The organism is Porphyromonas gingivalis ATCC 33277, from assembly GCF_000010505.1.
GTDB classification, from domain to species: domain Bacteria; phylum Bacteroidota; class Bacteroidia; order Bacteroidales; family Porphyromonadaceae; genus Porphyromonas; species Porphyromonas gingivalis.
The window spans coordinates 911836-938171 of record NC_010729.1 but is presented as its reverse complement, the minus strand read 5'-3'; the positions used below and the strand labels follow the sequence as shown (position 1 = coordinate 938171).

At 45.7% G+C, this 26336-nt stretch carries 22 protein-coding genes and 1 tRNA gene; 13 read left to right on the top strand and 10 right to left on the bottom strand.

Translation table 11 applies throughout. The features are described from left to right. Positions 1-6: 6 nt before the first annotated feature. The 7 genes from PGN_RS04060 to PGN_RS04025 all read right to left on the bottom strand — a co-directional run bounded on the left by PGN_RS04060 (position 7) and on the right by PGN_RS04025 (position 3129). Positions 7-309, bottom strand: a complete 303-nt coding sequence (locus PGN_RS04060) for a hypothetical protein (RefSeq protein WP_012457825.1) — start codon at positions 307-309, stop codon at positions 7-9. Positions 310-321: 12 nt separating this feature from the next. Then, positions 322-603: a hypothetical protein gene (locus tag PGN_RS04055; RefSeq protein WP_012457824.1), complete on the bottom strand. Its 282-nt coding sequence runs from the start codon at positions 601-603 to the stop codon at positions 322-324. Between the two features lie 22 nt (positions 604-625). Beyond that, positions 626-853, bottom strand: coding sequence for a hypothetical protein (locus PGN_RS04050; protein ID WP_005874553.1), 228 nt, complete (start codon positions 851-853; stop codon positions 626-628). Positions 854-865: 12 nt separating this feature from the next. Then, positions 866-1387, bottom strand: coding sequence for a hypothetical protein (locus tag PGN_RS04045; protein ID WP_012457823.1), 522 nt, complete (start codon positions 1385-1387; stop codon positions 866-868). Between the two features lie 6 nt (positions 1388-1393). Next, positions 1394-1753, bottom strand: a complete 360-nt coding sequence (locus PGN_RS04040; protein WP_012457822.1) for a hypothetical protein — start codon at positions 1751-1753, stop codon at positions 1394-1396. Positions 1754-2110: 357 nt separating this feature from the next. Continuing rightward, positions 2111-2569, bottom strand: a complete 459-nt coding sequence (locus tag PGN_RS04030; RefSeq protein WP_012457821.1) for a DUF1896 domain-containing protein — start codon at positions 2567-2569, stop codon at positions 2111-2113. 26 nt (positions 2570-2595) lie between these two features. Beyond that, a complete protein-coding gene (locus PGN_RS04025) occupies positions 2596-3129 on the bottom strand; it encodes an ORF6N domain-containing protein (RefSeq protein ID WP_012457820.1) in 534 nt (177 codons plus the stop codon). A 223-nt stretch (positions 3130-3352) separates the two neighbouring features. On the opposite strand from PGN_RS04025, the gene PGN_RS04020 reads away from it, so the two are divergent. Next, positions 3353-4438 (top strand): IS5-like element ISPg8 family transposase, encoded by a 1086-nt coding sequence (locus PGN_RS04020; RefSeq protein WP_012457819.1) that lies wholly within the window; start codon positions 3353-3355, stop codon positions 4436-4438. Between the two features lie 329 nt (positions 4439-4767). Here PGN_RS04020 and PGN_RS04015 read toward each other — a convergent pair. From PGN_RS04015 to xseB, 3 genes are all read right to left on the bottom strand, one after another. Beyond that, a tRNA-Asp gene (locus tag PGN_RS04015) sits at positions 4768-4841 on the bottom strand. Between the two features lie 382 nt (positions 4842-5223). Continuing rightward, on the bottom strand, positions 5224-5892 hold the full coding sequence (locus tag PGN_RS04010; RefSeq protein ID WP_004585423.1) for a 2-C-methyl-D-erythritol 4-phosphate cytidylyltransferase: 669 nt from the start codon (positions 5890-5892) through the stop codon (positions 5224-5226). Next, positions 5889-6083 carry an exodeoxyribonuclease VII small subunit gene (gene xseB / locus PGN_RS04005; protein WP_012457818.1) on the bottom strand — a complete coding sequence of 65 codons (195 nt, stop codon included), beginning with the start codon at positions 6081-6083 and terminating at the stop codon, positions 5889-5891. Before xseB ends, PGN_RS04010 begins: the two co-directional genes overlap by 4 nt. A 108-nt stretch (positions 6084-6191) precedes the next feature. Between xseB and PGN_RS04000 the strand changes: the two genes are divergently transcribed. From PGN_RS04000 to PGN_RS03950, 12 genes are all read left to right on the top strand, one after another. Next, positions 6192-7298, top strand: coding sequence for an ISAs1 family transposase (locus PGN_RS04000; RefSeq protein WP_012457817.1), 1107 nt, complete (start codon positions 6192-6194; stop codon positions 7296-7298). 277 nt (positions 7299-7575) lie between these two features. Next, positions 7576-7788 (top strand): hypothetical protein, encoded by a 213-nt coding sequence (locus PGN_RS03995; RefSeq protein WP_005874614.1) that lies wholly within the window; start codon positions 7576-7578, stop codon positions 7786-7788. A gap of 96 nt (positions 7789-7884) precedes the next feature. Next, on the top strand, positions 7885-8601 hold the full coding sequence (locus tag PGN_RS03990) for a GLPGLI family protein (RefSeq protein ID WP_012457816.1): 717 nt from the start codon (positions 7885-7887) through the stop codon (positions 8599-8601). A 16-nt stretch (positions 8602-8617) separates the two neighbouring features. After that, a complete protein-coding gene (locus PGN_RS03985) occupies positions 8618-11293 on the top strand; it encodes a carboxypeptidase-like regulatory domain-containing protein (RefSeq protein ID WP_012457815.1) in 2676 nt (891 codons plus the stop codon). 286 nt (positions 11294-11579) lie between these two features. Then, a complete protein-coding gene (locus PGN_RS11475; RefSeq protein WP_012457814.1) occupies positions 11580-11744 on the top strand; it encodes a hypothetical protein in 165 nt (54 codons plus the stop codon). A gap of 103 nt (positions 11745-11847) precedes the next feature. Further along, the gene (locus tag PGN_RS03980; RefSeq protein ID WP_012457813.1) at positions 11848-12933 is read left to right on the top strand and encodes an IS5 family transposase; all 1086 of its coding nucleotides are present in this window, start codon (positions 11848-11850) and stop codon (positions 12931-12933) included. A gap of 443 nt (positions 12934-13376) precedes the next feature. Continuing rightward, complete coding sequence (ruvA, locus tag PGN_RS03975; protein ID WP_012457812.1) at positions 13377-13985, top strand: Holliday junction branch migration protein RuvA; 609 nt, start codon at positions 13377-13379, stop codon at positions 13983-13985. Between the two features lie 39 nt (positions 13986-14024). Beyond that, positions 14025-21524, top strand: coding sequence for a cell surface protein SprA (gene sprA / locus PGN_RS03970; RefSeq protein WP_012457811.1), 7500 nt, complete (start codon positions 14025-14027; stop codon positions 21522-21524). 732 nt (positions 21525-22256) lie between these two features. After that, positions 22257-23255 carry a transcription antitermination factor NusB gene (gene nusB, locus PGN_RS03965; RefSeq protein ID WP_230847061.1) on the top strand — a complete coding sequence of 333 codons (999 nt, stop codon included), beginning with the start codon at positions 22257-22259 and terminating at the stop codon, positions 23253-23255. 37 nt (positions 23256-23292) lie between these two features. Then, on the top strand, positions 23293-24198 hold the full coding sequence (locus tag PGN_RS03960; protein WP_012457809.1) for a diaminopimelate dehydrogenase: 906 nt from the start codon (positions 23293-23295) through the stop codon (positions 24196-24198). 36 nt (positions 24199-24234) lie between these two features. Then, entirely contained in the window at positions 24235-25086 is an 852-nt protein-coding gene (lgt, locus tag PGN_RS03955; RefSeq protein WP_004585342.1) for a prolipoprotein diacylglyceryl transferase, read from the top strand. Between the two features lie 33 nt (positions 25087-25119). Beyond that, the gene (locus PGN_RS03950) at positions 25120-26328 is read left to right on the top strand and encodes an FprA family A-type flavoprotein (protein ID WP_039417254.1); all 1209 of its coding nucleotides are present in this window, start codon (positions 25120-25122) and stop codon (positions 26326-26328) included. Positions 26329-26336: the final 8 nt, after the last annotated feature.

Sequence of the window (26336 nt, the reverse complement as noted above, 5' to 3'; positions counted from 1 at the left end):
AAGATGTTAGAATTTAATATCCCATTCTCCGTCTCTATACACCCTGAAACTCGCATACTCATTGCCGAATTCATAGGAAAGAATCCGCATATAAAGCGTTTTGTCATGGGATAACTCCGTTGTGATTCTCTCGAAGAAATTTTCGGGAAATGACCACTTGGATTCAAATTCGCCCTCCACCATTTGCTCGTCGGAGCAGTAGCAATACCAACCTTCCCCGAAAGTATCCGTCATGTAGTTTTCTACCGTTTTCAGGTTTTCTTTGTTCTCTGTGGAGCAGAAGAACAAATTAGTGCATATATTAGCCATAACCTCTGATATTTATGGGTTCAAATTATTGGTGATTTCCTTTCCCTTGTCATCGAAGACCTCTATGGTCGGACGACCTCCATTTTCTTCGGGAGAAAGATTCTCGGAGGTATCCAATAGCGTTTCTCCTTCAACGAAAATGACCTGTTCTTCATCGTCATGGTTCATCACGTCTTCGCCTTGCCAAGATTTTATAATGGCTGCTGCCTGTTCATAATTTTCAGCTTTCACCTGAAATTTTGTTCGCATCCGGCAAGTAACCTTGCTGTCCTGATAAAAATCGAATGTATTCATATCCTTGTTGTTTATAGAGTTATTAAAAGAGTGAGCAGAAAAGCAATCCCAATAGAGCTATGATACATAGCCACCTGACAAGCGTGAAAAAGACATAGAGTGCCGTACGGACGAGAAAGCGCACGAAGTACAGGGCGGTGAGCAGGGTAAGTACCGTTATCGCTTCTTCTGTGATAAGCATGGAACAAATACAGACCGTTCCGATTATGAAAGCAGCTACTACCGTCAGCCGTATAAGGATTGTTTTCATCGTTGTTTTCGTTTATGCAATTTGTTCATATAAAGCCTCTCCATTACAGAAAGAGCCTGTTTTAGTGAGTTCCCGATAGCCATAATCCGTTTTGATTTTGTCGATTATCTTATCGGCTTCGGGCTTTTCCAATGCGAATAAATATGCCTGTAAAGCATCGTAAGCAGTATAATTCTTCCAATCTTCTCCTATTTTCCTTGCCAATTCTCTGACTTTCTCATAATCGGGATGATATGCTTTGAAATCACGCATAATCGTGTCGGTGGCATCTTCATCATATCCATCGCAAAAAGTTATGTTGTTCAAATAGCTGTCATCTTGAATGTAGTCGATACACCCACCCGAATAGTAGGCTGAAGTAATGACTATATCAAGCGTATGAAAGGAAGCACGGTATTCATCCAGATAATAGCTCGGATAATTGCGGTTGCATCCCTGCACATATTCCTTGTGTTCGGGAACATTCCCTGATTCATAGTCTTCGTCTTCGACATGGATGAGACGATTCTCGTAAGCGAAATTATTGGTTGCCATAACTGTTTATTGTTTTGTCAGGGTTAGAAAATATTTCTCTATGGCTGCATTCAGCAGTGCATCATCGTCGTATTCGTCCTGAGAGAGGCTGATGCTTTCCGCATCTTTGTCATAGCAGGTTTCTGCGACATAATTTTCCCAACTGTACAGGCGTACATATCCGTTTCCCTTACTCACCGAAACCACAGGCACGGTCTTAAATCCGACATGGCACAACAGCAGTTCGGTCAATTCACAGGCACGATTTCCGTATTCGCTTGCCACGATAAGAATGGACACGCCCGAACCCGTTTTTATGCGGTAATGCGAGGAGGAGTTATTTCGTTTCCTGCGATCCATTGAGTGATTTAATCTTTCTTGTTCCATAATGCTGACATTTTTTTTGCGTCTAAAGCTCGGAGTGTGCCGATTTCGTTTCGTGGGCTGTTCAAGGTGGCCGGAGGGTATATGTCAAGGCTTCCCAAAAAAATACGACTTGGAACGAAGTGGAAATGTGGAGATTTTTTCAGGCGAACCCGAAAAGGCTTCAGGCCTTGACACTTTACCCGAAGGCCGGTTTCCTTCGCCCAAAGAAAGGAACCGGCACTCCGGGATCGAAGACAACAGGTGGAAGATTTGAAGACGGAAAAGATACTCCCGAAACTCTCCGGAAAAGGAAAAGGGACAGCCCCGTGTGTGAAGCTATCCCTTAAAAGAGAGGTTGTCGAGAAAAGATTGATCGGGCTAACGGAGAATGTCCTTTAGCAAATCATGCTCTTCCATGACCGTAGTGATCGTTCCGGTCAGTTCGGTATAGAGCCGGTCATATTCCGGCTTTTCATCGAAGTCGTCTCCCGGATGGTAACGGTCGAAGGTATCTTTGACATCTTTGTGCTCCAACAGAAGCAAAGAGAGTTTCCCCGACAGTTCGGCGGGAACTTCGTTTGCAAATTCGTTATCGATGATTTGTTCGATAAACTGATACGGCGAAAAATGCAGTCCTCTAAGCAATACCTCCATGGCCATGCTTTCGGCTATGCCGATGGGATTGTCTTGCAGGAAGGCTTCTTCGTACGTTTTTGCAGCAGCTTCGGAACGTTCACGGATAAACGTTTCGTCACCGAGCAGTTGCGGATGGTAGTCTTTCAGATAAACTTCCAGCCTGAGTCGGTAATACGACAAGGTTTTCTTTTCCTGTTTCATCTTCTTTCCTTTTTAATTATTGGTGATCATTTCTCTTGCTTGGGAATGATAAAGCCGACGGGATTACGAGGCTTTTCCGCTTTTTCTTTTTGCTCCAACAGCTCCGTCAGGGCCGTGTACAACTCACTGAACTGCACATTACAGCTTACTTCAAGGTCTTCGATACGCTTTTTGAGTTCTTCATAACCTGCAATCATCCGACGCATGGCAACGAAAGTCCGCATGATGGCAATGTTCACTTCTATTGCTGTCGGACTGCGCAGCACCGATGATAGCATGGCTACTCCCTGCTCGGTAAAAGCCATCGGAGCAACGGAGCTGTGTTTGAGGGTTTCGGGTAACCGGTCACAATTTGTGACCAGTTCCGTCCATTCGTTTTCGGTAAGTTCGAACATAAAATCTTCCGGGAAGCGCTGCAAATTTCTCCTGACGGCCTGTTTGAGCACTTTTGTCTGCACACCGTAGAGTTCGGCCAAATGATAATCCAATATCACTCTGTTGCCACGAATCTCAAGAATTTTATTCCGGATGACGCTTACATCTGCTGTTATTGTATTCATATCATTGATTTATAGAATTTGTATTCAATTTCAAGTCATTGTTTTGCTTGTGACACCGGAGATCTGAATATATCCAGCTTATCCGATAGCTTAAGCATGTCCTGTTCTATCTTTTTATGAGACCTTTGCACGGCGATTGGTGTGTATTTTGTTTATTAATTCATTGTATAATAGGGAGTTATTTTGTATATTTGAGCATTAAAAACAGCATAATATTCCTCCCATGGCATACCAATCCAAGAATACCGATGAGCATGTAACATTTGCAGACGCACTCCTTTCAAAGCGTTATCGCAAAGCACAAAACGACTTCCTCAATCAGGTTGACACGCTTATCGATTGGCGTCCGATCAGGACGCTGATCAACAAGAAATACACGAAGCGACAAAATGCCATCGGCGCCCCGGCTTATGACGTGATTCTCTTATTCAAGATGTTGCTTTTGGAGACATGGTACAACCTCAGTGATTGTGCTCTGGAGGAGCGCATCAATGATTCAATCACCTTTTCCCGATTCTTGGGACTGAAGATGGAAGAGGTATCTCCCGACCACAGCACCATCAGTCGATTTCGTTCGGCACTGACAGAGTTGGGTCTCATGGACAAACTATTGGCGCAGTTTAACAAACAACTTTCGCGCCATCACATTTCGGTCAGGGAAGGGGTGCTTGTCGATGCAAGCCTTGTGGAGACGCCGCATAAACCCAACGGAAGCATTACGATTGAAGTCGCAGACGACAGGCAAGACAATCGGAGCGAGGCGGAAAAAGAGGCAGAGGAGGATTATCAAAAACAGGTTGTCCGCCGGCGTAAAGGGACGGATGAAGAAGCCCGTTGGGTGTACAAACAAAAGCGTTATCACTACGGATACAAAAAGCATTGTCTGACCAATGTTCAAGGCATTGTTCAAAAGGTGATAACGACAGCAGCGAACCGCAGTGACACGAAGGAGTTTATTCCGCTATTGCAGGGTGCAAACATACCTCAAGGTACAGCCGTCTTGGCGGACAAAGGATATGCTTGCGGGGAAAATCGTTCCTACCTGCAAACCCATCACCTTCAAGACGGCATTATGCACAAGGCACAACGCAACAGGGCATTGACCGAGGAAGAGAAGCAACGAAACAAAGCAATCAGTCCGATACGGAGCACCATCGAACGCACCTTTGGCAGTATTCGCCGGTGGTTTCATGGCGGACGATGTCGATACCGGGGACTTGCCAAGACCCATACTCAAAACATTCTTGAAAGCATCGCCTTTAATTTATACAGAACCCCGGGGATAATTATGTCCTCATCCGTAGGATAAGGCATAACCACCCTTGAGGAGCTCGTACAAGTAGCTCCTCAAAGGGGGGATTTACAACTACTTTCACTCCTTACTGCCACCCCTTTCACTCGCTCCTTTTATGCCAAGAACTCCTCTTCCCTCCATCTCCTTATTTTTCAAAGGTCTCTTTGTAACCAAAATGGAACCACCGGAGGCATATTTACGGAATATACGCCTATTCCGAACCTCATCCGACGTGTGGGGTGGCGACAAAGAAAAAGCGCCTTAATTCGTTGGAATTAAGACGCTTTTGGATTCGTTTCTAAAATTGCTTCAGATGACCTATAGCCTATCTTTCAGCTATTTAGCGGTATGGACGGGACTCGAACCCGCGACCCCCTGCGTGACAGGCAGGTATTCTAACCAGCTGAACTACCACACCGTTGCGAATGAATTTACCTCTTTCAGCGTTGCAAAGATAAGTTTTTTCCTCAATATGCAATAGTCATCAAAAAATCTGCACAGGGCAACCGCATCAAAATGTAAGTGCCTGATTATCAATCATAGTTTTGAGTGCATTCTTTATCTTTGGGTATAATCTCCGAAATGCAATCATTTGAAAATTAGCAACTTGTATTTTCCCGAAATTTTTGATGCGGTTGCCCTGAAATCTGCACATTCCACTCACCAGTGCAACATTGAGTAGCTAAGTTAGTTCTAAAACTTGGCATGGCGTTAGATACCCTAGCCCTTTTCGAGGTCTTCGATTAAGTTTGTCTTGTATTCTTCCACAATGTGGAGACGTAACTTATGTTTTTTAGGTATTAGGATGTCAATAACAGTTTGGCAAGGGATAGATCGAGAGGAGTAGTCAATTTGATATTTTCGATATTACCGACAATCAATGCCACCGGTCGGCCAAAATGGTGTTCATATACCGAACAATCATCGGTAAAATACTCTTCATAGGGTTGCCGATAGGCCTCTCGAAGCCATTCGCTCCGAAAGGTCTGTGGAGTTTGTACCGTGACGTACCGACTCCTGTCCACTGCATAATTGCCATCAGTGGCATAATAGCGAAGCGATTCGGTCATAGGGCGACAAGGAGCGACAGCCCCCTTCAACTCTGCAAGATCGAAACAGGCATCGATAGTTTCAGCACTGACCAAAGGACGTACCCCGTCATGAACAGCAACCAAAACACCATCAGGGACAACCTGCAATCCATTCCGAACAGAGGCGAAACGTGTATTTCCACCTGCAACCACTCGATGAGAGACCGAAAAGTCATACTTCCGGCACAACTCCTGCCAATAAGCATGATGATCTGTGGGCAATACCAATACTATAGCATCGACATGAGGGGCAAAGCGATTCAGCGTATGCATCAGCACCGGTAGACCTGCCAAAAGCAAAAACTGTTTTGGCCGATCGGCCCCCATACGTAGCCCATGACCACCGGCTACGATCAGAGCATAGCGTTTTTGCTTCATGAGAGTTTGGCCATGAGTTCTTCGATCTGCTTGTCGGCTACTGTCAGTTTCTCCCGACAGAAATCAATCAGAGCAATAGCCTCTTCGGCCAGCTTGGTCAGCTCGTCCACATCCGGGCTTTCATGTTCGATGACACGAACGATTTCTTCGAGGCGTCTCATGGCCTCCGTATAAGTCTTATTCTCACTCATAATAATGGCAAAAATAAGGATTTGCAGAAGAAACCGTAAACGAATCAGGGCTGACGCATTAAAAACAGCTTTCTAAGTACTTTTACAGTCGTTAAAGCCCCGTTAGTTATGTATCATTCTCTATTTGAAAGCCTCTGCATGGTTCCGGGCCCACGGATAGAGCGTAAAAAAATTTATCCTCTTGACTTTTTACTGCTGATCGTTTTCCTCTCTACACTCTCAGGCAATACCTCCTGGTATGAGATTGAAGATTATGCCGAGGAATACGAAGAAGAATTGAAAAGTCTATACGAAATGCTTACCGGCCATCAGCTTATGCATACCATGCCTTCTCATGATACTCTCAACAGGAGCATCAGTCTGTTGGATGTAGAAGCTTTTGAGGGGGCTTATAAGCGATGGATTGAAGGCTTTATCTCGGCTACTTCGGGTAAACATATTTGCATTGATGGCAAGACGATGCGGGGAGTGAAGAAACTCTCTTTTGATACACAATCCCATGTCGTCTCTGCCTTTTCACCACAAGATATGTGCAGTCTTGCCCAACTCTACATCGACCGAAAAACAAACGAAATACCTGCCATACATCAACTTCTTGATTTGCTGGACTTGAACGGGGCTGTTGTCTCCATTGATGCCATAGGTACACAGACAGCCATTGTCGAACAAATCATCGATAAGGGCGGAGACTATGTATTGTGTGTTAAAGCGAATCAAAGTTTGAGTCTGCAAGAGATTGAAGCCTATTTCTGCCCTCTTTTTCAGAAACATATCCTCCTTGACGAACAGACGGAACTATCTCACGGACGCATAGAAACACGTCGCTATGAAAGTATTCTCAATCCCTTGGAGATAGAAGCCAACGAGGTATTAACTCGCCGGAAAGGCTTGAGGTCGATACACAAAGTTGTACGCAAACGAAGGGATAAAAAGAGTGACAAAACGAGTGAAGAAGTGGCCTACTACATTTCGTCATTAACAGATGTTTCTTCATTGAAACAAGCTATTCGTGGGCATTGGGCGATAGAGAATAAGTTACACCACTGTTTGGATGTCTATTTCGGACACGATGCCTCGCACAAGAGAACGAGGAATGTGGCGCAGATTATGGATATCATTCAAAAGATTAATTTACTCATTATAGAGCGACTAAAAACGAATATGAAGTCCTCAATCCCTCGCATCCAAAAACAACTAATCACAATACAATTTTAATGCGTCACCCCTGATTTTTATGCCGAAATATTTGGCTATATGCAATTTTATGGTTACTTTGCGCAGCAAAGGAAGGCAAGTAGAGTGTTTTCCAGGGCAACCGCATCAAAATGTAAGTGCCTGATTATCAATCATAGTTTTGAGTGCATTCTTTATCTTTGAGTATAATCTCCGAAATGCAATCATTTGAAAATTAGCAACTTGTGTTTTCTCGAAATTTTTGATGCGGTTGCCCTGAGTGTTTTCCTGAATTTTATAAACAAAAAAATAAAAGACTATGAAGAAGTTTTTCGCATCGTTAGCCGTAGCATTAGCTGCTATGTGCTTTGCCCCGACAGCAGGTGCAACTGAAACGGTGGCACTTCCACAAGAAGTAGCTGTTGAAAACTTTGCAACAGAGGCTCAAGCTCAGTTGCAACAAGAGGTTGAGGTTTGGATCATCATCTATGATGATGGTACAGTAGTTATTATTATTATCGAAAAGAACTAAGTCTGTTTTTTTGACTATAGGCTTTTGGATAACTTGTCCTATAATATATCAAAGCGAGAGTATTGCCTCCCGCTTTGATTAGTAAAAAGTTGTATTATGGCCAGATTATTTTTTGCAATATTTTTAATGACGAGCGCTTTGCCAAGTTTCTCGCAGTCTAAAGCTGTGACGGTTTCTTATTCTTTTGAAATGAAGATTCCTGAAAAAATAAAACAAATCGAGAATGAACAAATTCGAAAACTTGCAATACAAAAAATGCAAGAAAAAAGTCAGGAATACACGATGTATTTCCATGATGGACTTTATGGATTCTCTGCTCTTTCGGAGGCTTTTCAAGGAAAAAACTTTATTGTCGGAGGAGAACGAAGTGTTTTTTTAGACATGAAGAAGCGAGAACGTGTGTCCCAAGAGGGTATTATGGATAAAAAATTCATCGTAAAAGAACCCTTTGCAACTTTAACGTGGACGATTGGCAAGGAGACAAAGGTTATTTTAGGTAAAACTTGTTTGAAAGCTATTACTCATATTGATAAGATGCCTATTACTGCATGGTTTTGTGAAGAGATTCCTATACAAATAGGCCCGGCTGGGTACTGTGGTTTACCAGGTTTAATCATGGAGATAGAAAGCGGTAGTTTTGTTTACTCGGCACAGAAAGTTGAGTACACAGCTTCAATTTTAAAGATTACACCGCCTTCAAAAGGGGAAGTTTTGAGTCGGGAAGAGTTCATAAAACTGAGAGAGAAAAAAATGAAAGAAATAGGAGTGGATCCCAAACATCAGCCGGGAGGTATTCAAATCATAAAAATGTAAAGAGAAAATCGTTCTCATGCACATCTTTGGATATGTTGCACGAAATGTTCTTTTTGTTTTATTCGGATTGATATTCGGATATGAGGTTTCATATGCACAGACAATTACGATAAAAGGACAAGTGCTTGATGAAAAAAAACAACCTGTCTCATATGCAAGTGTTGTTATCTCAACGGATAGTTTATCTAAAAAAGACATTTCCTATGCTGTAACGGATGAGCATGGGCAATTTAGGATAGGACAACTTTCGGCTATTCCTGACAAGAGATGGATTCATGTTCGTTCAATTGGCTACTTGGGATTTCATAAACAAATTTCTCTTAGGGCAGTTAAGTCACCTCTCGATATAACTCTTACAGAAGACACAAAAGAGTTGGAAGAGGTTGTTGTTGTGGCAAGAGCATGTGATGCTTATGCTAAAGGAGATACAATTGTTTTTAACAGCAAGAATTACACACTGGGGAATGAACGTAATCTTGGGGATGTAGTAAAAAAGATGCCTGGTATGGAAGTTGACCAGACAGGAAATATCTCATATCAAGGAAAGAAAATTGGAAAGGTCTTGGTTGACGGGCAGGATATTTTATCCTCTTCTTCCGGTGTTGCCATGAATACGCTTCCTCCTGATTTTGCCAATTCGATAGAATTGCTTTCGAATTATACGGATGGTGATATTGCCCATGCTTTCAAGGCAGAAGAACAATTAGCCCTCAATCTGAAGTCCAATAAAAAAGTAGCTTTAAGCGGTTCTTTTGAAGGCGGAGGCGGCCTGAAAGACAAATTTATCAGCAAAGCATCTTTGATTACAGTCTTACCAAAAATATCTGCCAGTACCATCATTAACGTCAATAATACAAGTGAGGCTGTTTTTTCGATTCAAGATTATATGTCGAATATCATAGACTTTGAATCGATCCGAAGTGGAGCTTCAACGCAGACATCTTTAAGTTTATCTCCTGAAGAACAACAACTCTTACTGCCTCCGACGAATGAACATGCACGTACGGCAGGTTTAGCAAACATAAATATATCATGGACCCCTCACTCAAGCTACAAACTCAGAGCAAGTACACTGTTCAACAAAGGTAAATCAGAAGGGGCGCATACAAAGACGGATACATATACTTTGCCGGAGAATTATTTTACAAATATATCAACAGGTACTGCCGATAAAGAGACCCAACTTGTATCTCAATATTTGTCTCAGAAATGGATTCCTTCTCGTTTTTTCTCTGTCAGTGCTAAGACAAAGATAGACATACGAAACCATAATGCCGATAATATCTATGCTAATACATTCAATGATAATCATATCCATGCATTAGAAAAGCCGAAAAATCACTTTTCCGGTATCAAACAGGATATTGAGATGAAATGGCTTTTGAGCAAAGGGCTTCTTTTCGGTGGAGGAAGTTTTGTTTTCAACAAAGGAAAGATCAATAGTGACATATATACCGATGTCTTACTGCTTCCATTACCCCATATAAATGGAAATTCTATTTATCCTTATTTTCATGAACACATAAAAAAAGACATGGAAAAAGGATTCAACGCCTACGTAGGTGGAATGTATCCTGTATTGAATAATATATATCTGCGAGGTGAGTTTTCCATGTCGATGAATTGGAATGAACTTAAGATGGCTTATCCTACAAGTATAAACGAGGAAACAGCCGATTTAAGAGTATTCAGGCCTTACATTAGTCTGATGAAAAACAAGGGGGTATTCCGGTTTAACATAGGCTCTTATTTTTCCTCCTATAGACAAAAAACATCTCCGGAACTATTGAGAGAGAAATCTCTTTTTTATATTGAGCCACATGCTTCAATCGAATTAGTAATGAGTAACCAGCATCGGTTAATGCTGTCTGTCTCTGAAGCTGTTTCTCCTTCAACCATCGATTACTTTTCTCAGCAGATTTTGGCTAAAGGATACAATAACCTCCAATTACCCTCAAAATTATCGAACTCTTTTGCAAAAAGGTTTAAGGGAAACTTATCCTATGCCTATTTCAGCTTGTTTAACCGGCTTTCGATGTATGGCAATTTAAGTTATATCAAGGATAGAGATACGCATATTACCGTCACAACCTCAAAGGGACTATTGATCAGTAATTTTTATCAAGATGAAGGATGGAGCAATACATTAAGAACAAACGCCTATTTGAGTAAGGGAATCGGCACCCTTCCATTGGACATAAAATTATCAGGTAAATATACGCTCAGCAAACACAACCTGATGCGTGTAGATAAAGAAGACGAATTAATTAACAAAAGAGTAGATGCGAAATTGGATCTTATTTCACGGCTGTACCAATCTCCGGTTAATTTTGAGATAGGAGTACGTTTTAGTCGTCTTGACCAGAAATTTACGTACAGCGATATCCACTCTTGGAATCAAGAATTTGGAGGTTTCGCAACAACTCATGTAAATATAGGAAATTTTGTTTTTTCTGTTTCCGGCAAGTCGAATAGAATTGAAGATGCCGAAGCCAAGCGCTATTTTAGGGATTTGGACTTCTCCCTGAAATACAAATTAAGCAAGTTAGACATCAAATTGCAAGGAGAGAATGTGTTCCATCTTAAAGATAATGAATGGATGAAAGAAATCCTTACCCCGACAGTCCAATCAACTATCCTATACAGACGATTGCCTGGGCATATTCTTTTGTCTCTCAGTTATACATTATAATCCACTCGTCCGATATAGCATTACAGCCATTGGCATGGTATTGCTTTGTCTTTTTGCCGTAGCTGGTTTCCTTCCCCATAGCGCGGTCCATTTTTAAGATATTCATTCATTACTACAGTCTTCTTTCTGCAGTCAACATAAATCTGCATCCGGCAAGCCAGAAATTGGAACAGATACACGGCTTTTCCATTCTAATCCATTCTAAGAAACGCTAAGAAACCCATCGGCATCATTCCTGTTTGCCTCACGTATCTTTGCTGCGATAACCTTATAATCGCAGTAGTATATGGAAAATAATGCAGACAGCTACGTACTCGTTCTGGAGGATCGTAGCAGGGTTCAATCCCCCACCGAAGCGGGACACCTGTCCGTCGTCTCCTCCATGGATGAAGCCGGCCGGGTCAAGACCGTCGAACCGACGGAAGCCAATCAAACGGCTTTCATGAAATGAGACCTTTGCACGGCAATTGGTGTATATTTTGTTTGTTAATTCATTGTATAATAGGGAGTTATTTCGTATATTTGAGCATTAAAAACAGCATAATATTCCTCCCATGGCATACCAATCCAAGAATACCGATGAGCATGTAACATTTGCAGACGCACTCCTTTCAAAGCGTTATCGCAAAGCACAAAACGACTTCCTCAATCAGGTTGACACGCTTATCGATTGGCGTCCGATCAGGACGCTGATCAACAAGAAATACACGAAGCGACAAAATGCCATCGGCGCCCCGGCTTATGACGTGATTCTCTTATTCAAGATGTTGCTTTTGGAGACATGGTACAACCTCAGTGATTGTGCTCTGGAGGAGCGCATCAATGATTCAATCACCTTTTCCCGATTCTTGGGACTGAAGATGGAAGAGGTATCTCCCGACCACAGCACCATCAGTCGATTTCGTTCGGCACTGACAGAGTTGGGTCTCATGGACAAACTATTGGCGCAGTTTAACAAACAACTTTCCCGCCATCACATTTCGGTCAGGGAAGGGGTGCTTGTGGATGCAAGCCTTGTGGAGACGCCGCATAAACCCAACGGAAGCATTACGATTGAAGTCGCAGACGACAGAGAAGACAATCGGAGCGAGGCGGAAAAAGAGGCAGAGGAGGATTATCAAAAACAGGTTGTCCGCCGGCGTAAAGGGACGGATGAAGAAGCCCGTTGGGTGTACAAACAAAAGCGTTATCACTACGGATACAAAAAGCATTGTCCGGCCAATGTTCAAGGCATTGTTCAAAAGGTGATAACGACTGCAGCGAACCGCAGTGACACGAAGGAGTTTATTCCGCTATTGCAGGGTGCAAACATACCTCAAGGCACAGCCGTCTTGGCGGACAAAGGATATGCTTGCGGGGAAAATCGTTCCTACCTGCAAACCCATCACCTTCAAGACGGCATTATGCACAAGGCACAACGCAACAGGGCATTGACCGAGGAAGAGAAGCAACGAAACAAAGCAATCGGTCCGATACGGAGCACCATCGAACGCACCTTTGGCAGTATTCGCCGGTGGTTTCATGGCGGACGATGTCGATACCGGGGACTTGCCAAGACCCATACTCAAAACATTCTTGAAAGCATCGCCTTTAATTTATACAGAACCCCGGGGATAATTATGTCCTCATCCGTAGGATAAGGCATAACCACCCTTGAGGAGCTCGTGCAAGTAGCTCCGCAAGGGGGGGGATTTACAACTACTTTCACTCCTTACTGCCACCCCTTTCACTCGCTCCTTTTATGCCAAGAACTCCTCTTCCCTCCATCTCCTTATTTTTCAAAGGTCTCATAATTTGAATCTTGAATCTCTGACATATGAATTCGCACTTGTTTTGATAATTGAATGTAGCAATCATGAGCTTTAGATGTACGTTAGTGACTGAAATGCGATTGCCCTGTTACAAACGGACTTGATACAACATTTTCCCTACTTTTGCGTTAGTTTCCTATAGTAATAAACAACACTATGGTGGCTTTTGGAGAAAAGTCATGTAAAAGTAATTTGACCGAAGGCTTTGTGGGATGTTTCGCCGAGTGATCCAAGAAGGCATACATAAAGCCCTTAAGTTTGTGTAGCATGCAATGATAGAGTATCTCAAGGGTGCAATAGTCGGTTTGACGCCGACAAACCTCGTGATCGAGTGTGCGGGAGTGGGTTATGATGTGAATGTCTCGCTCACCACTTATTCTGCCTATCAGGGGAAGAAAGAGGGACTTATTTGGATTACACAACTGATCCGAGAAGATGCCCATTTATTGTATGGCTTTTCCACGAAAGAAGAGCGTACGCTCTTCGGCCAACTCACATCTGTCAGCGGTGTCGGGCCTACGACGGCACGGCTCATCCTATCCTCCTATGCTCCTCAAGAGCTGGCCGCACTCATTACCACAGGGCAGGCCGATGCGCTGAAAGCAGTGAAGGGCATCGGCCTGAAGACCGCTCAGCGTATCATCGTGGATCTGAAAGGTAAGATACAACTGGAAACCTCCTCAGACGAGATCTTGTCTGCACGGACGGCTGTAGGAGATGCTGCTCTGAATACCATAGCTTCGGGAGAAGAAGCCATCAGTGCTCTAAAGATGCTTGGCTTTGCCGATCCGGCTATACGCAAAGCAGTCAAGTCCATTCTCTCCGAGGATTCGTCCTTAGCTGTCGAAGATATTATCAAGCGAGCATTACGAATGTTATAACCTTTTCTCAAACAAAGAAGGATCACGGGTGTCTTGATAATGGAAAAGAAAAACAAACCCATTCGGCTACTTGCAGCTCTACTGCCCATAATCGCCGGCCTTGTTTTGGTCACATGGCGTCCGGCGAGTGGCTCCGTACCTGCCCGGACTGCCATCAACAATCACTATACAACTCCCACTCCGGCCGATACGACTCGTTTCCCCGTCAAGAAGACCCAAGCTAAAGACTACCGTTATCTGGATGGCAACTATCCACTCGATCTGAAGACTCCGGATAACATCCGCACCGAATTTATTTACGACGAGAAGACCAATACTTATCTGCTTGTGACCAAGCTTGGGGATAAACCTCTGGGCAGTCCTATACCCTTCACACCCGAAGAATACCTACGCTATATGCAGCGCGATTCCATCCGCCGTTACTTCATGGAAAAAGAACGACTTGAAGCTCAGCAGGAGGGTAAGAAGCGGTTCAATCCTTTGGAAATGTCTTTCGATCTCGGTCCGGCCGAGAAGCTCTTCGGTCCCGGTGGGGTCAAACTCCGTACTCAAGGATCGGCTGAGGTGGCCATGGGGGCTAAGAGCAATGCTACAAATAACCCCTCTCTGCCCGAAAATGCACGTAAGCATTCCTATTTCGACTTCAGCGAAAAGATCCAAACCAACGTGCAGGCATCAGTAGGTACGAAGCTCAATTTCGGGATGAACTATAATACGGAGAGCACGTTCGATTTCGATGCAAAGAAGCTGAAGTTGGCTTTCGAAGGAGAGGAAGATGATATAATCAAACTGATCGAAGCCGGCAATGTATCCATGAATACGCGCAACACTCTGATTCGAGGCGGAGCGAGCTTATTCGGAATACACACGAAGATGCAGTTCGACAAATTGGACGTGGACATGGTGGTCAGTCAGCAAGAGGCAGAGACCAAGAGAGTCAATACCAAAGGCGGTGCGCAGACTACCCCATTCGAATTATCGGCAGGACAATACGATGAGAGTCGGCACTTCTTCTTCGGCCATTACTTCCGTGATCGTTACGATGGTGCCATGAAGACACTGCCCTTTATCAGCTCAGGTGTCAAAATCAATCGTGTGGAAGTATGGGTAACCAATAAAAAAGGCAATTTCGACAATACTCAGACTCGCAATATCGTAGCCTTTACCGATTTGGGAGAGCCGGAAAAGATCGCTTTGCCTTCCGTTTCTCCCTCTATGGCCACTAATGGTTTGCCGGCCAATCAGGCCAATTCGCTCTATCCTCTGCTTGTATCGATGCCGAATTTGCGCTTTATCGATCAGGTAACGCAAGAACTAAGCGGAATCATGCAAGGCGGCAGAGACTATGAAAAAGTGGAGAGTGCTCGCCTATTGAACCCGGCAGACTACACAGTCAATAGCATTCTCGGCTATATCAGCTTGAATATGCGCCTGTCTGCCGATGAGGTACTGGGAATAGCATTCGAATACACATACAACGGGCAGGTTTATCAGGTCGGAGAGTTTTCGACAGACCGGCCGGACAACTCCACGGAGAACCTCTACGTGAAGCTGCTCAAAGGGACGGCGATGAGTTCGACTTCTCCGTATTGGCACTTTATGATGAAAAACGCTTATCAGTTGGGAGGAGGCGTCTATAATGTGCAGAAGGAAAAGTTCAAACTGAATGTTTTCTATCAGAGTGATAGTGCAGGCGTCTACCAACCATATATCAGTGAAGGCAAGATTAAGGGACAGTTGCTTCTGCGCGTGTTGGGCATGGACAGACTGGATGCCAAACAAGAGCCTTACCCTGATGGTACGTACGACTTTGTCGATGGCTATACGATCCTCCCTCAGAAAGGAGTTGTGATCCTCCCTACCGTGGAGCCGTTCGGAAAGACCCTTGCCGATGCGTTTGGCGATCCTGTATTGGCGAAAAAGTACTGCTTCCAAGAGCTATACGATACAACGGCAGTGGCTGCACAGCAAGTGGCAGAGAAGAACAAATTTATCTTTCGAGGCGAATACAAAGCTTCTTCGGGCGGAGACATTTCTTTGGGAGCTATCAACGTAACACCCGGATCCGTCGTAGTGACGGCCGGCGGTGTCAAGCTGACGGAGAATGTGGATTATACGGTAGACTACCTCTCCGGCAACGTATCGATCATCAATGAAGCGATTCTCTCTTCGGGAACTCCCATCAATGTGTCGCTCGAGAACCGAGGGCTGATGAATATGCAGCGCAAAACGATGTTCGGTATAGATCTGAACTACAACTTTTCCAAAGACTTCACCCTCGGCGGCACCTTCATGCACCTGAGCGAAATGCCGCTGACGACCAAATCCGTAATCGGAGACGAGTCGCTCAAGAATACGCTTTGGGGACTTAATCTGAACTACCGTACTCAAGCCCAATGGCTGACGAATGCACTCGATCTTTTGCCTTTCGTCGAACTGACGAAACCCAGTGAAATCACGGTAAACGCCGAATTTGCTCACTTGATCCCCGGACATTATCAGAGCAAATACGCCCAAGGCAATAGCTACTTGGACGACTTCGAAAGCTCTCAGAGCTATATTGATCTGATGAATCCATATTCGTGGATGCTTTCCAGTACACCTTTTCAAGATGGAGCAGGGCCGGTGCTTTTCCCGGAAGCATCATTGACGAACGATATCGACTATGGCAAGCATAGAGCCAAACTATCGTGGTTCTACATTGATCCGATATTCACAAGAGAGAATTCCGCAGGTATGCCCGCCCACTTGAAGAATGACCTCGAACAGCTCTCCAACCATTATGTCCGCGAAGTGAAGACCTCCGAGCTTTTCCCGTATCGCGATCAGACGTACAATATGAACAGCTATCTGCACACGCTGCTGATGTCCTATTATCCGTCTGAGCGTGGCCCATACAACCTCAATACGGTGGATATGCAGTCGGACGGTCATTTGGCCAACCCTCAATCCAACTGGGGCGGTATTATGCGCAAGATAGATCAGAGCGACTTCGAAGCATCCAATATCGAGTACGTAGAGTTTTGGCTTCTCGATCCTTTCATCTACAACAAAGAAACTGCCAAAGGGGGATCGATGTATATCAATTTGGGAGAAATCTCCGAAGAAGTTCTGAAAGACGAAAAGAAGTTTTTCGAAAACGGTATGCCCATCAACGATGATCCTGCTGCCATAGAGACCACGGTATGGGGCAAGGTGCCCAAACGTCAGGGTACAGGTTACGCTTTCGATAATACTGCCGGAGCACGACCGAAACAGGACGTCGGCTTTAACGGACTTACGACGGCAGAGGAAAAAGACTTCCCTACATATACAGAGTACATATCCCGCTTGGCCTCGATCGTATCGCCGGATGTTTTGAACCAATGGAGTACAGATCCTTTCAGTCCGATCAACGATCCGGGAGGGGATAACTTCCACCACTATAGAGGGGCAGATTACGATGAGGCACGGAAGTCTATTCTCGATCGTTATAAGCAGTATAACGGAGTGGAAGGCAACTCGGCCGAAGCCACTAACAACATTACCGGATACAACGTGTCCAGCCGTTTGGTGCCGGATGTGGAAGACATCAATCAGGACAATACGCTCAACGAGATAGAGAAGTATTTCCAGTACCGTGTGGAGCTGCATCCCTCTAAAATGGTTGTGGGGCAAAACTATATTGTCGATTCTCGCACCAAAGAGGTAGAGTTGCGCAACGGTAAAAAGGAAACGATAACCTGGTATCAGTTCAAAGTCCCCGTGCGGGAGTTCGAGAGAAAGATAGGAGGCATTACGGACTTCAAGACCATCCGATTCATGCGTGTCTACCTGACGAACTTTTCTGAAGAGGTTATTTTACGATTCGGGACTTTCAAATTGGTGCGTGGCGATTGGCGACAGTACGAACGTGAACTCCATCCGGCCAACCTTACACCCATTTCGAATGCAAAACTGGAAGTAAGTACCGTAAACATAGAGGAAAACGGCGACCGCAAGCCTGTAAACTATGTGCTTCCTCCGGGCGTATTGCGTTCACTCGATCCCCAGCAAGCACAGAGTACTCAGCAAAACGAACAGTCCATGAGCCTGAAAGTCCGGACACTGGCACCGGGCGATGCACGGGCTGTATATAAGAACACGGGCTACGACCTGAGACGTTATAAGCGTTTGCAGATGTTTACGCATGCCGAACGCCTTCAGGATGAAGACGGCACGCATACAGGGAATGGAGATCTATCCGTCTTCATCCGCTTGGGGACGGACTACCGGAACAATTATTACGAATACTCCATACCGTTGCGCCTGACTCCTTTCGGTACTTATTCGACCAATAGCGAGAGCGATAGAGAAACCGTTTGGCCGAAAGAAAATATGTTCGACTTCAAACTGTCTGCCCTTACTGATATTAAGACGAAACGCAACAGGGAGAAAGCAGCAGGCAATCCTGCTGCCGACTTCTATCGCCTTTTCTCCGAACCCGACCCCGAAAACACAGGTAATACTGTCAGCGTTATGGGAAATCCGACCCTGAGTGAAGTCAAGACTATCATGATAGGTATTCGTAATAACAGTACTGACATCAGAAGTGCCGAGATATGGGTCAATGAGCTCAGGCTCACGGACTACGATGAGAAAGGCGGATGGGCTGCCAATACCACCATCAATATGCAGCTTAGCGATTTGGGATCGGTGAATATGCGCGGACAGATGATAACCGCAGGATTCGGTGCTTTGGACGAGTCTCTCACACAGCGAGCCATAGAAGATACGCGTACACTCAACTTCTCCACCAATTTGGAGCTTGGCAAGTTCTTCCCCGAAAAAGCTCAGATCAGCATACCTTTCTATTACTCGGTATCGGATGAGAAAGTATCTCCCCAATACAATCCCTTTGATCAGGACATTCTCCTGAAAGATGCTCTGGATGCTCTGCCCGACAAAAGTTCTCGCGACTCTCTCAGCAGACTGAGCGAGAATCGTATGACGACGCACAGTTTGGCTTTGAACAATATCAGAGTCAATGTCAAGAGCAAACACCCGATGCCTTACGATCCTTCCAACTTCTCATTCAATTATTCTTACAACAAAAGCGAACGACACAATCCCGACATGGAATACAATACGGATTTGAAGTGGAGTGCCGGTATGGTATATGATTATTCGCCTCTGCTCAAACCGATCAAGCCGTTTGCCAAAATCAAAAAGGCCGGAGCCTATCTGAAAGGTTTAGCTATCAATCCGCTCCCATCGAAGATCACCTTCCAGACCAATATGCAGCGTTCTTATTCGGAGGAACAGGTACGCAACTTTGCTTATGGAGTAGATCAGGCCGAGAAGCTACCCGTGACGTTCATGCAGAATTTCGTTTGGGATCGCGCTCTGGCTGTCAATTGGAATCCGATCAATAGTCTGAGGATCAACTTCCGTAGTGGCACCAATGCCCGTATTGAAGAGCCGCATGTACAAGTGAACAAAAAACTCGCTCCCGATGAGTATAAGATATGGCGCGACTCCGTCCGCCGCAGTATTGCCGAATTGGGAACTCCTATTGCATACGACCAAACGTTCAATGTGTCGTATACGTTGCCGACTGCCCAAATATCCGCACTGAATTGGGTGAATGGTTCATTGACTTATAATGCCGTGTATAATTGGGATCGTGGAGCGAAAACGACTACCGAACAAATCATTGGGAATACGATTCGCAATCAGATGACACTGGAACTTCCCCTGCAACTCAATCTGACATCGCTGTATCGCAAATCTGCTTTCCTCAAGAGAATAGAGCAGCACATCACGAATCCGGAGAAAAAGGATCCTGTAAAAAAAGCAGCCCAGCCATTGACCAAGAAAATCCGGTTGCTCCCCGATTCCACGGTAACGCTGACGCACACTTTTGCATCCAAGAAAGTGAGAGTGTCCGCTCTCGGCCCGGATGGCAAGATGTATCCGCTGAAGACAAAAATCAAGGACAAGAATACAATCGTCATTTTGAATAATGACAGCATAGAGATCAATGTAACGGTAACTCCCCCGAGGCAGAACGGTTCCACTCCTGCATTCGGTGCGATAGGCGAAAGGATGGTATACGCCTTGATGATGCTCAAGAGCATCATCCTTAACTACCGGCAATCTTCCGGCTTGCATCTGCCCGGATTCTTGCCCAACATCAAAGCTGCCGGCGGACAAGGCTCCGTGGATGGCGTTTTGGCACCGGGATGGGACTTTGCTTTCGGTCTTACCGGAGAAGATTTCGTGGAAAAAGCCGCGCAGAAAGGTTGGCTTATCGGTGGGCAGCAAAACGTATCACCTTCTGTCTACTCGGAGAGCAATTCGTTCGAGATCAAGATGACGCTCGAACCGATTCACGAACTGCGCATCAACCTCACAGCCAACAGAACCGATACCCGACAAACGCAGACCCAATACGTCTATGCCGGCATGCCACGTACTTATGGAGGAAATTTCGTGATGACGACCATCGGACTGAAAGGCATGTTCAGCAGTTCGTCCGGAGCGACGGGCTATGCCTCGCAAGCCTTCAATCAGTTCCTCCACAATCGGGAGATAATCGCAGGGCGTATTATGGCTCAATATCATGGAGCCACTTATCCCTCTTCCGGATTCATGGAAGGAAGCAGTCTGGCCGGCCAGCCGGTTTCTCTGGAAACCAGTGCCGTTTCTCTCAACTCAGCCGACGTGCTTATTCCGGCTTTCCTCAGTGCTTATACTCAGAGGTCGGTGGGAAAAATCGGCCTGTCGGCATTCCCCTCATTGTCCTCCATTCTCCCCAACTGGAATGTCAGCTACACGGGCTTGAGCAAAACCGAACTGCTCAAGAAATACTTCCGGAATGTGCGTATCAACCATGCTTACCGCGGTATATACAACGTAGATAGCTATAGCTCTTACCTCGGTTGGGTGGGCTTGACCGATGGTAGCAACCTGGGCTTTATCCAAGACCCGTCGGACCCCAGTACGCTGACTCCCGTTGCATCCATGCCATTCGACATTCCGTTTGTTCGTCTTGAAGACAGTTTTGCTCCCCTGCTCGGTGTGGAAGTTACGTTTATGAGTGGATTGGGAATCAATACGGATTACAGAAAGACTCGCCGTCTGAATCTGAATCTATCGGCTTATCAGCTCGTGGAGTCGAATGAAGATCAGATAACCGTAGGGATGAGCTATAAGGCAGAGAATTTTGCCAAACTCATCGGCCTGCAACGGACAAGACCCACGAGGAAGGCAAAAGGAGGGCAAAAGAACAACGAGACCATGGCTCCGCGTACCGGTGGGGCACTGACTCTCCGAGTGGACTATGCTTACAGCCGCACACTGACGCTGATTCGCAAGATCCAAGATGCTTACACACAAGCCACGAATGGCAATATCAGCCACAAAATCAACGTCAGTGCGGACTACGACATCAGCCGTATGCTTACCCTGCGAGCTTATTACGATTGGGATATGAACCATCCGCTTGTCAGCTCAGCCTCCTTCCCTATCACGAACAGCAATTTCGGTGTCAGCTTCCGTTTCAATCTGACGCAGTAGCCTAACGGCATTACCCACACTCCTCGTATCGCATTTCAGCGAAGGCCACCTCCCATCTCTGAGATAGTTGTATCCATAGTATTCGGATATTCATTAGTGAAATCCATATCGTGAAGAAAGTATGACCGATATGGATAGGATACTATGGTCTCGCATGAGAGGATACTATGGTCTCACATGAGAGGATACTATGGTCTCATATGAGAGGATACTATGGTCTCACATGAGAGGATACTATGGTCTCACATGAGAGGATACTATGGTCTCATATGAGAGGATATTATGGTCTCACATGAGAGGATACTATGGTCTCACATGAGAGGATACTATGGTCTCATATGAGAGGATACTATGGTCTCATATGAGAGGATACTATGGTCTCATATGAGAGGATACATGGTCTCACATGAGAGGATACTATGGTCTCATATGAGAGGATACTATGGTCTTACATGAGAGGATACTATGGTCTCATATGAGAGGATACTATGGTCTCATAAAAGTTAGAAATGGAGAAGAGAAAATGCCGGATCCCTACCCTGCCACGAACATTAGATCGATCAGATACGATATCATGCTTCGGAAATGAATCCAATCGCCTTTTTCAAGCAGAAAGCCGATATGTTGTGCGTTTGAGTGCGTCTGATTACCTTTGCCGGACATTACTTTTCAAGGATTATAATAATGATCAATCGAGCACTTGTCCGATCCCGAGTTTTGCAACAAGCATATGTGTATTACCATCGAGATGATGCTGATATACAATCTGCCGAAAAAGAGTTGCTCAACAGTCTGGAGCAGACATACGACCTATACCTATATTATCTCCTCTTGGTTCCGGAGCTGACAAGACTGCATGCGGAAGCCCTCGAAGCCAACAAGAACAAGCACTTAGCGACCGAAAAGGACAAAAACCCCAATCTGCGTATGGTACGCAACCGGCTTGCCGAAAAGATCGAGAGCTGCAGGCCTTTGTGGGTAAGAGCCGAACAGAATGCTCTGAATTGGCGTTCCGAAGAAGCTTTTCTGCGACGCCTGCTGAAAAAGATCCATTTGTCCGAGATTTTCACCCGTTATATGAGATCCGATGCCACCGATGACTTCGAAGCCGACCGCTTGTTCTGGAACGAACTGATGCGCGACATCATCCTCCCCGATGAAGAACTGGCAGAAGTGATGGAAGAGCAAAGTATCTTCTGGGACAATCAAATACAACTCATCGAGAAAATCGAGACAGAAGAAGCTCCCGACATAGAGGAGGTGGAACAGTCGGTACGACAAGCAGTTGCCGATGGCAACTACCAAACGATCCGACAGGAAAATGCTCCTATCGAAATCGTGAAGGAGTTCGTCCTCAAGACAATCCGACGGATCGAGCAAGACACCGATCCATCGGCTATCCTGCTTCCTGCATACAAGGAGAAAGACGATGCCGTATTCGGCACCACCCTACTGCGCAATGCCATCATCAACGGACAGGAATATCGCCATATCATCCGTGAAAATCTGATCAACTGGGAAGTGGATCGCATAGCGGACATGGATATGCTGATCATGCAACTGGCTATCACCGAGCTGCTCCACTTCCCGAATATTCCGGTCTTGGTAACGATCAATGAATACATCGACCTCTCCAAGCTGTTCAGTACACCCAAGAGCGGAACGTTCGTAAACGGGTTGCTGGATGCTGTGGTCAAAAGTCTCAGAGAGAAAGGCAAACTACTCAAATAAGAGCAGGGGCAAAACAGCTATCCCCCAGATTTGACAAATGACAGACGACAAAAAGATTCGGGCAGCCATCGTAGGCTACGGCAATATCGGTCGGTATGCCTTGCAAGCGCTTAGAGAAGCTCCCGATTTTGAAATAGCCGGCATTGTCCGCCGCAATCCGGACGAGGTTCCCTTCGAGCTCCGGCCTTTCCGTGTAGTATCCGACATCGAGCAACTCGAATCGGTCGATGTGGCCTTGGTTTGCTCACCAAGTCGTGAAGTAGAGCGAACAGCCTTGGAGATATTGAAAAAGGGAATATGCACTGCTGACAGTTTCGACATCCACGACGGTATTTTGGCCTTGCGTCGATCGTTGGGAGACGCCGCCGGGAAAAGTGGGGCGGCAGCCGTCATCGCTTCGGGCTGGGATCCCGGCAGCGACTCTGTAGTGCGCACACTGATGCAGGCTATCGTACCCAAAGGGATCACCTACACGAACTTCGGTCCGGGCATGAGCATGGGGCACACCGTAGCCGTAAAAGTCATAGACGGTGTCAAGGCCGCACTTTCTATGACCATTCCTCTCGGAACGGGTGTACATCGTCGCATGGTTTACGTAGAACTGCTTCCGGGACACAACTTGGAGGAGGTATCGGCTGCCATCAAAGCAGACGAGTATTTCGTTCATGACGAAACCCACGTGATACAGGTAGATGATGTGGATGCCCTCATCGATATGGGGCATGGCGTCCACATGGTGCGTAAGGGTGTAAGCGGCTCCACACAAAACCAGCGAATGTCATTCGACATGGAGATAAACAACCCCGCTCTCACCGGACAAGTACTGGTCTGTGCAGCTCGAGCAGCCATGCGCCAACAACCCGGAGCTTACACCCTACAGGAAATCCCCATCATAGACCTTCTCCCCGGAGACAGGGAGCAGTGGATAGGAAAACTTTGTTGAAAAAGATTACTCAACTAAACGGTTAATCGGAACATTATGACACTACCTGCATTCATCACATGGGATTTCGATCCGGTTCTATTTACCCTCTTCGGGCACCCTATTGTCTGGTACGGTTTGCTCTTTGCATTGGGGCTGATCATTCTGGGCCCTTGGATAGAGAAAAAAATGTGGGAACACGAGAAGCTGGATTCCAAATGGTTCGAGTCCCTGGCCGTCTATGTCTTTGTAGGTACTATCGTCGGAGCGCGTTTGGGACATGTCCTATTCTATGACCCGGCATACTATTTGGCCAATCCGGCCAAGATATTTGTCACTTGGGAGGGTGGCTTGGCAAGCCACGGCGGTACCATCGGGATCATTATAGCCTGCTGGCTGTACTCACGCAGGGTGACGCGCAAATCTATTCTATGGGTATTAGATCGTTTGGCTGTGCCTACAGGTATCGTGGCCGCCATGATCCGTCTGGGCAATCTGACCAACAGTGAGATTTTCGGCCGCCCGACGACATTACCTTGGGGCTTCCGCTTTATTCGTTCGGAAGAGTATCGTCACTTGGTACCGAACATGGACATGGGATGTCATCCTACTCAGATATACGAAGCCTTATGCTATTTGGCGGTCTTTGCCCTCTGTATGTGGCTATACTGGAAGCGCGATGCTGCCCGACGCTACTCCGGGCTGATCGTGGGGGTTTTCCTGACAGGTATCTTCCTCTCTCGCTTTATCATCGAACGCATCAAGATCGTTCAAGAGCCGTGGGAGCTAAAGCTCATCGAATCAGTCGGCCTGAATATGGGACAGCTGCTCAGCATACCTTTCGTTCTTGCAGGCATTTGGCTTATCATCCGTGCCGTAAAGAATCCGATTACGCAGAAATTATCATAACAACAAATAATTATAAAAATATCCAAGGATATGATGTATCAAGTTCCTCAAGTAACAGACTCCGTTTACTACGTGGGCGTGAATGACCGCTCGAAAAGTCTCTTCGAGAATATGTGGCCGTTGCCATACGGTGTATCGTACAATTCGTATCTTGTCGTGGACGAAAAAGTAGCCCTCATCGACACAGTAGATGTTTGCTATTCGGAGATTTTCTTCAAGAAGTTGGATACAGTCCTCAAAGGACGCCCTATCGACTATCTTATCGTCGATCACATGGAGCCGGACCATAGTGGCTCGATAGGCCTGCTGCGCCAACGCTATCCCAATATGCAAATCGTCGGCAACAAGAAGACTCATGGGATGCTCGAAGGCTACCACCACATTACCGAAGGACTTCTAGAGGTAAAAGAAGGCGACAAACTCTCCCTCGGCAAAAATGAGCTTACTTTCATTTTCGCTCCGATGGTACACTGGCCGGAAGTAATGTTCACCTACATGCCAACCCAACAGGTCTTGTTCTCTGCCGATGCTTTCGGTACGTTCGGTACACTGGACGGACATATATTCGACAAGGATATGGATCTCTCTTTCCGCTGGGAGGAGATGTACCGCTACTACGCTTGCATTGTGGGCAAGTACGGCAGCTTTGTACAGAAAGTACTCACCAAATTCAAGGAAGCCAATCTGCCTGTTCAATATATATGCTCTACGCACGGCCCCGTTTGGACACTGGCACACTTCTCTGAAGCCTTCGACCTCTACGATCGGATGAGCCGCTACGAAGCCGAAGAAGGTGCAGTGATTCTCTACGGCACTATGTACGGCAATACGGAAGTATTGGCAGATACGATCGCACAGGGCATTGCTGCAGGAGGCATCCGCAACGTTGTATGCCACAATGTAGCATTCAGTCCGGCATCTAACATCCTGCGCGACATCTTTAAGTACAAGGCAGTGATAATCGGTAGCCCCACATACAGCAATGAGATCTTTTCACCGATCAAGAATATCATGGAAATGATCCGTCTTCGCGAGGTAAAAGATCGCTATCTGAGCGTATTCGGCTCCTTTACATGGGCCGGTCAGGCTGTGAAAAAGATAGTTCCTTTTGCAGAAGAAATGGGTTGGGAAATGGTAGGCGAACCTTTGGAACAAAAGATGTCTACCACAGACGAACTGTACGAGAAGGGTTGGGAGCTTGGCAATAAAATAGCCGAACGCCTGAAAGCTGATCGTCAGTAATATATCAT